Origin of the sequence: Haliea sp., assembly GCF_040222615.1 — a bacterium.
Lineage (GTDB): Bacteria > Pseudomonadota > Gammaproteobacteria > Pseudomonadales > Halieaceae > Haliea.
In genome coordinates, this window is the sequence record NZ_JAVKCQ010000038.1 from 1 (window position 1) to 6,855 (window position 6,855).

Sequence of the window (6,855 nt, forward strand, 5' to 3'; positions counted from 1 at the left end):
ATGGACGTTCTGTCTAAGTCCTGCGGATGAACGTTCCGCTCAGACGCTTCGATCGCCTGGGCTTATTCCGGCGTGTAGCGCGTTGAGGCGGTGTACCAGGCCGGGTTCTCGAGGATGTTGCGCAGGATAACTGGCGGCACATGGGTGTTGTGATAACCCATGCCGAGGTAGCTTTTAAATACCTGGTTCTGGGTCGCCAGTGCTTTCAGTTCTGCCAGCGCCTCAACTTCGCTGCAGCCCTCATCCATTACCAGTGCGTCCTGCAGCAGAATTGCGCCGGGGACGGTTTCCCGCACCAGGACTTCCATGGATTCCACACCCAGAGCGTCGAGCATGGCGCGCTGGTCGGCCTTGTCCGGGCCGATGTGGCGATGGATGAAGGTGCCGCGATCTTCCAGGACGGACAGGGGCAGCCTGTGGGTGTCCGAATCCGTCTGTGCGGTATCCCGAGTGTCGGTGGCGGGAGCGTTCATGCTGTCAGTCCTCCGAGGTGCTGCTGAGGTAAGCGTCTGCGCTGAGCAGTTTATCCAGTGCCGAGGTATCGTCCCCTTGCAGCCGCACCAGCCAGCCCTCTTCGTAGCAGGCCTCGTTGACCAGCTCTGGGGCGTCCATCAGTGCAGTGTTGACGGCGATGACCTCGCCACCCACAGGCGCATAGACATCGGATGCCGCCTTGACCGACTCCAGCATTGCGAGCTGCTCACCCCTCGCAAGCGTGAGACCGGGGTCCGGCAACTCGACAAATACCACGTCCCCCAGCTGCTCCTGGGCGTGGTTGCTGATACCGACAGTAAACGTTCCGTCCTCGTTGTCCCGCAGCCATTCGTGGGTAGAGGCGTACTTCAGGTCGGTGGGTGCATGGGTCATGTTGCAGTCCTTGTTGCTGTTTCGTTGTCGGGTAGAGGGGTAGGGTTGGTTAGCGGTAGAGGGGGAAGCGGCCGCAAAGCGCGAGTACCTGCTCCCGTACCTTCGCTTCGACCCGCTGGTCTCCTTCCGGATTCGATTGCAGCGCGTCCAGGACGTCGCTGATAAGGTGGCCGACCAGGCAGAACTCCTCAATACCGAACCCCCGTGTGGTGCCTGCGGGTGTGCCGAGTCGTATGCCCGAGGTGATCGTCGGCTTCTCGGGGTCGAAGGGAATGCCGTTTTTGTTGCAGGTGATGCCGGCGCGCTCAAGGGCCTGCTCTACTTGATTCCCCTTCAGGCCTTTGGGCCGCAGGTCGACCAGCATGAGATGGGTATCGGTGCCGCCCGTGACAATGTCACAACCGCGTTCAACCATGACCCCCGCCAGGGCCCGGGCGTTGGCGACAACCCGTTTAATGTAAACGCTAAAAGCCGGTTGCAGTGCTTCACCGAGGGCCACAGCCTTGGCGGCGATGACGTGCATCAAGGGGCCACCCTGCAGGCCGGGAAATACGGCGGAATTGACCTTTTTGCCGAGCTGGGGATTATTGCCCAGAATCATGCCGCCACGGGGGCCGCGCAGGGTCTTGTGGGTCGTGGTGGTCACCACATCGGCATAGGGCAACGGGCTGGGGTGTGCTCCCGCTGCCACAAGCCCGGCAATGTGTGCCATGTCCACCATCAGATAAGCGTCGACGCGGTCCGCGATGGCTCGGTAACGGGCAAAATCAAGCTCGCGGGGAATGGCGGAACCGCCAGCAATGATCATTTTTGGTCGGCTCTCCAAGGCTAGTGCTTCAACGGCATCGTAGTCGATACGGTGGCTGTAGGGTGATACGCCATGCTGAACGGCATGGAACCACTTGCCTGAGAGCGCAGGCCGAGCCCCATGGGTCAGGTGACCGCCCGCGTCGAGGGACATGCCCAGTATTGTGTCTCCCGGTTGCAGCAGGGCGAGCATAACCGCTCCGTTGGCCTGGGCGCCCGAGTGTGGCTGGACATTCACGAACGTGCACTTAAACAGCTGCTGCGCACGCTTTATAGCCAGAGCCTCCACATGGTCCGCAAATTCGCAGCCACCGTAGTAGCGTCTGCCCGGATAGCCCTCGGCGTACTTGTTGGTCAGGGACGTTCCCTGCGCTTCCATCACTGCGCGGGATACAATGTTTTCAGAGGCGATGAGTTCAATGCCGTCTGCCTGGCGTCGCGATTCCCCGGTTACCGCGGCCTGGACATCGAGATCGGCTGCAGCAAGGTGGCGGGTGAAGAATTCGGCACAGGTGGATGATGGGTAGGCTTCTTCGGTGGCGTCACGGATCATGGTTACTTAACTCCGATATTGCATCGTTATGGCCTGGTCAGCAGGCAACCGTATTCACGGCCAGCCCCCCGGTAGCGGTTTCCTTGTACTTGGCCTGCATGTCGAGGCCGGTTTGATGCATTGTCTTGATGACGGCATCCAGTGAAACGTGATGATCACCCGTGCCGCGCAGCGCCAGGCGGGCGGCGTTGACGGCCTTGACCGCGCCCATGGTATTGCGTTCGATGCAGGGTACCTGCACCAACCCGGCAATGGGGTCGCAGGTCAGTCCGAGATTGTGTTCCATGCCGATTTCAGCGGCGTTCTCGATCTGCCGGTTGCTGCCACCCAGCACTGCGCAGAGCGCTCCGGCCGCCATGGAGCAGGCCACGCCAATCTCGCCCTGGCAGCCCACTTCCGCTGCCGAAATGGAGGCGTTGCGTTTGTAGAGCATGCCGATGGCCGCGGCCGTGGCGAGAAAGGTGTTAATCCCGTGCGAACTGCTGTTGGGGACAAAGCGGTCGTAGTAGGCAAGCACTGCGGGGATCACACCGGCGGCGCCGTTGGTTGGAGCAGTGACCACGCGAGCACCGGCCGCGTTCTGCTCGTTGACTGCCATGGCGTACAGGTTGATCCAGTCCATCACGGTGAGCTGGTCGCGCAGGCCCCGCTCTGGCTGCTGGCACAGTTCACGATAAAGCTGGTTTGCCCGCCGGGGAATATTGAGGCCGCCCGGCAGAGTGCCGGTTGCCTCGCAACCCAGACGAATGCACTCATCCATGGTTCGCCACAGACGGGCCAGGCCGAGCTGGGTGTCTTCCTCGCTGCGAAATGCCTTCTCATTGGCCAATACCAGTTCCGCGATGGTCAAGCCATGGTCCTCTGCCTGCTGCAGCAGCGAGTGTGTATCGTGGAACGGGTAGGGAACGGTGACCGGTGATGCGGTGAGGTCGCGTCCTGTTGCGTCGGCCTCCTCGCAGCTAAGAACGAAGCCCCCGCCCACCGAGTAGTACACGTTGCTGTAGAAAATGATGCCCGCGCTGTCCAGCGCCTCAAACCTCAATCCATTGGGGTGTTTGGGCAGGCTCTCGCCGTGATGGAATAAGAGATGATCCGCCTTGAGGAAGGACACTGGAACCTCGCCAGCAAGTTGTAAGGTGCCGGTCCGCTCAACCTCTGACAGTAACCCTGGAATCTGTCTTGCATCGACCTCTCCAGGTGTTTCTCCGTGGAGGCCCATGATGACGGCGGTGTCGGTGGCGTGGCCGAGTCCAGTCATTGCCAGGGAGCCAAACAGGTGGGCACGAAGACCTTCCACCTGCGATAGCAGCCCACGGTCCTTGAGTTCTCCGAGGAAACGATTGGCGGCGACCATCGGACCGACGGTATGGGAGGACGAGGGTCCCACACCAATCTTGAACAGGTCGAAAATACTGAGTGCCATGTCATCGAATCTCTGTTGAAGCCGAAATCCCAGCCGCGACCCGGAGAGCCACCGGGAGCAAGTAGAAGCGGAGGCTAGCAATTGGCGTTCATATAATCAACAATAATCTCTTATATGAAATATCGGATCGAATAATACGCGAATCATTTGCGGCCAACAGAAGCTATCTGACGACATCCGGCTGGGTTAGCATGGCGTATTGCTAACCGATTAGACGGGGCGGGAGAGTAACATGGCGGATCAACCGCATTTTCTAAGCGAGCAGGAAGGGCTGGTGGTCCAGCGCAGGCAGGCTGAAGCCAGGGTTGAGCCTCTCCAGCTGGGCAAGCGCGTTCGCGAGATTCGTTTGAGCCAGAGCCTGACTCTGGAAGAGGCAAGCAAGCTGACTGGCCTGGCGCGGTCCACATTGTCGAAAATCGAGAACGAACAGATCTCCCCGACGTTCAGTGCGGTCAGTAAACTGGTCAAGGGTCTGGGAATCGATATCCCCCAGCTATTTGCGCAGCCGGTTGAGCGCCGCAACTCTGGCGGACGGCGTGACATTACCCGAGCGGGAGAGGGCGTGCCCCACCCCACACCAACATATGAGCACGAAATGCTCGTCAACCAGCTGCGGCAGAAGAAGATGCTGCCCTACAAGACCACAGTGCGCGCTCGTTCATTCGATGAATACGGTGACTGGGTACGCCATGGTGGCGAGGAGTTTCTCTACATTCTTTCCGGCAGCGTCATGTTCTACAGCGAATTCTATGAGCCGATCGAACTCTTTGAAGGCGACAGCGCCTACTATGACTGTGAGATGGGTCATGCCCTCGTATCGACCAGCGAGGAAGATGCCAGGGTGCTGTGGGTAACCGCTTGAGCCGAATCGATTGCATTGGTGGCGACGCTACGCTACATTATTTCCAATATGAAACATAAGTCACGATTTTCCCGAAATGGGCACTCTCCTTCTTAAAGTGCCGTGTGCGGGGTTCATTGACTCAGCGGAGTAACAGAATGACCCGAATGGCTGCAGGTGCGCTGCTGAAAACCCCGCTATACGACCTGCACCTCGAATTGGGAGGTAAGATGGTGCCATTCGCGGGCTATGAGATGCCAGTTCAGTATCCACTGGGGGTCATGAAGGAGCATCTGCACACCCGGGACAAGGCAGGGTTGTTCGATGTGTCCCACATGGGGCAACTAACCCTGAGCGGCCCCTGTTCCGCCGCTGCCCTGGAGGCGCTGGTACCGGTCGATATGATCGACCTGCCCCAAGGGAAGCAGCGCTACGCGCTTTTCACCAATGCTGAGGGCGGGATTCTCGACGACCTGATGGTGACCAATTACGGCGATTGCCTCTACCTGGTAGTGAACGCCGCCTGCAAGGCTCAGGATATCGCCCACCTCAAGGGCAATCTCGGTGACGAAGTGACAATGCAGTTGCTCGACAACCGCGCTTTGGTGGCACTGCAGGGGCCAGCGGCGGCAATGGTAATGGCCCGTCTTGCGCCGGACACGGCAGGCATGGTGTTTATGGATTCCCGGGGTATGTCGCTCCTCGGCGTGGACTGTTTTGTCAGCCGTTCGGGATATACAGGAGAGGATGGCTTTGAAATCTCCATTCCAGCGGCGGAAGCAGAGGCGGTGGTGCGCGAGTTGATCGCACAGGATGAAGTCGAGCCCATTGGCCTCGGGGCGCGTGACTCGCTACGCCTCGAGTCCGGACTGTGTCTGTATGGGCATGACCTGGATGCCACTACCACGCCTATGGAGGCGAGCCTGATCTGGGCGGTCAGCAAAGCGCGCCGGTCTGACGGTGTCCGCCCTGGTGGCTTTGTTGGTGCAGATTTGGTACTTGAGCAGATCGCCACCCAGCAGGTCAGCCGCAAGCGAGTAGGTCTGATCGGCGAGGGGCGTGCACCCGTGCGCGAGGGTGCCAAGCTGTTCAATGGCGAAGGAAATGCTGTCGGGAATGTGACCTCGGGAACCTTTGGACCCAGTGTGGGTGCACCGATCGCCATGGCCTATGTCACCCCCGATTGCGCCGCGCTCGGCACAGAGCTGTTTGCGGAAGTGCGTGGCAAGCGTTTGCCCATGCGCGTCAGCAAAATGCCCTTTGTACCCCAGCGCTATTTTCGAGGATACGCGCATACCAGTTCGATAGGGGATGCAGAGTAAGCCTGTCGCTCGATGGGCTAACCTTTACGCCGTTGTCTGTGATTTAACCAATTCCGAAGCCAGGCTGGATCTGGTGTTTACACAGTTCTTGTCGGTAAACCGTTCAGGTTTGAGAAACTTGCTGCTCCTGGCGCTCCTGGCGCTCCTGGTGCCCCTGATGCTCATGGTTGCCGCATTGTAGCGTCCAGTCATCCATCAAATCGCGCCGCTTGTTGAACAACGTGCCCCGGGCATAGGCCGCCTCTGCCTTGTCCCTCAGCTGATGTGCCAGCGCATGCTCTATCACCTCACGGGGGTAGACTGTAGTTTCACCGGCCCAATCCCGGAACGCTGACCGAAACCCGTGCGCGGTGATATCCGCCCGCCCCAGGCGTTTCAGCAGTGCTGTGAAGGTCATATCGCTCAGCTTTGCATCGGATTTCATTCCGGGAAACACCAATGCACTGGGGTCGGTGGCCCCACCGCCGGCCATAGACTGGAGAAGTTTGATCGCACACGGTGACAAGGGTACCCGATGTTCTTTGCCAGCCTTCATGTGATCCGGTGGTACGGTCCAGACGCCAGACTCAAGATCAACTTCAGCCCAGGTCATGCTCCTGACTTCACCCGAGCGAGCGGCGGTGAGTATCGCGAATTCCAGAGCGCGAGCTCCCGTGCCTTCCCGGGAGCGCAGCTCCACCATGAACGGCCCGATTTCCTCCCATGGAATCGCAGCGTGATGTTTGACCTTGCGAACCTTGCTGGGCTTCGCCAGCAGCATGTCGAGGTGCCCTCGCCAACGAGCCGGGTTATCGCCGTTCCGATAGCCGCGCACCGTTGCCCAGTCGAGAACGGCTTCGATGCGTCCTCGCAACCGGCTCGCTGTTTCGTTCTTGACGGTCCAGATGGGCTCAAGAATTTGCGTGATGTGGGAGAGGGCGATGTCGTGCACCAGCAGCTGGCCGATTACCGGAAAAGCGTAGGTCTCAAGGGTATTGCGCCACTGTGCTAGGTGCTTGGGATTGCTCCACTCGGCTGATTTGGATGCTATCAGGAGATCAGC

Annotated in this window: 7 protein-coding genes; 2 read left to right on the forward strand and 5 right to left on the reverse strand. The window is 59.5% G+C overall.

The features are described from left to right. Positions 1 to 62: 62 nt before the first annotated feature. Genes RJQ10_RS03825 through RJQ10_RS03840 form a run of 4 tightly spaced genes read right to left on the reverse strand, consistent with a single transcriptional unit; the run spans position 63 to position 3,650 of the window. Complete coding sequence (locus RJQ10_RS03825; RefSeq protein WP_350143798.1) at positions 63 to 473, reverse strand: hypothetical protein; 411 nt, start codon at positions 471 to 473, stop codon at positions 63 to 65. 4 nt (positions 474 to 477) lie between these two features. Beyond that, the gene (gcvH, locus tag RJQ10_RS03830; RefSeq protein ID WP_350143800.1) at positions 478 to 867 is read right to left on the reverse strand and encodes a glycine cleavage system protein GcvH; all 390 of its coding nucleotides are present in this window, start codon (positions 865 to 867) and stop codon (positions 478 to 480) included. Positions 868 to 916: 49 nt separating this feature from the next. Next, on the reverse strand, positions 917 to 2,227 hold the full coding sequence (glyA, locus tag RJQ10_RS03835) for a serine hydroxymethyltransferase (protein WP_350143802.1): 1,311 nt from the start codon (positions 2,225 to 2,227) through the stop codon (positions 917 to 919). Between the two features lie 37 nt (positions 2,228 to 2,264). After that, complete coding sequence (locus RJQ10_RS03840; RefSeq protein ID WP_350143804.1) at positions 2,265 to 3,650, reverse strand: L-serine ammonia-lyase; 1,386 nt, start codon at positions 3,648 to 3,650, stop codon at positions 2,265 to 2,267. A gap of 232 nt (positions 3,651 to 3,882) precedes the next feature. Between RJQ10_RS03840 and RJQ10_RS03845 the strand changes: the two genes are divergently transcribed. Together RJQ10_RS03845 and gcvT are read left to right on the forward strand one after the other, a co-directional pair. Beyond that, entirely contained in the window at positions 3,883 to 4,512 is a 630-nt protein-coding gene (locus RJQ10_RS03845) for a helix-turn-helix domain-containing protein (protein ID WP_350143806.1), read from the forward strand. A gap of 137 nt (positions 4,513 to 4,649) precedes the next feature. After that, positions 4,650 to 5,813 (forward strand): glycine cleavage system aminomethyltransferase GcvT, encoded by a 1,164-nt coding sequence (gene gcvT, locus RJQ10_RS03850; RefSeq protein WP_350143808.1) that lies wholly within the window; start codon positions 4,650 to 4,652, stop codon positions 5,811 to 5,813. A 103-nt stretch (positions 5,814 to 5,916) separates the two neighbouring features. Here the strand turns inward: gcvT and RJQ10_RS03855 are convergent. After that, positions 5,917 to 6,855: tyrosine-type recombinase/integrase (locus RJQ10_RS03855; protein ID WP_350143810.1), on the reverse strand; the 939-nt coding region annotated here is incomplete at its 5' end.

Excerpts from the sequence above, each read along its gene's own strand:
- gcvT (WP_350143808.1), top strand. The coding sequence starts at position 4,650 with ATGACCCGAATGGCTGCAGGTGCGCTGCTGAAAACCCCGCTATACGAC.
- RJQ10_RS03845 (WP_350143806.1), top strand. The coding sequence starts at position 3,883 with ATGGCGGATCAACCGCATTTTCTAAGCGAGCAGGAAGGGCTGGTGGTC.
- gcvH (WP_350143800.1), bottom strand. The coding sequence starts at position 867 with ATGACCCATGCACCCACCGACCTGAAGTACGCCTCTACCCACGAATGG.
- RJQ10_RS03825 (WP_350143798.1), bottom strand. The coding sequence starts at position 473 with ATGAACGCTCCCGCCACCGACACTCGGGATACCGCACAGACGGATTCG.
- glyA (WP_350143802.1), bottom strand. The coding sequence starts at position 2,227 with ATGATCCGTGACGCCACCGAAGAAGCCTACCCATCATCCACCTGTGCC.
- RJQ10_RS03840 (WP_350143804.1), bottom strand. The coding sequence starts at position 3,650 with ATGGCACTCAGTATTTTCGACCTGTTCAAGATTGGTGTGGGACCCTCG.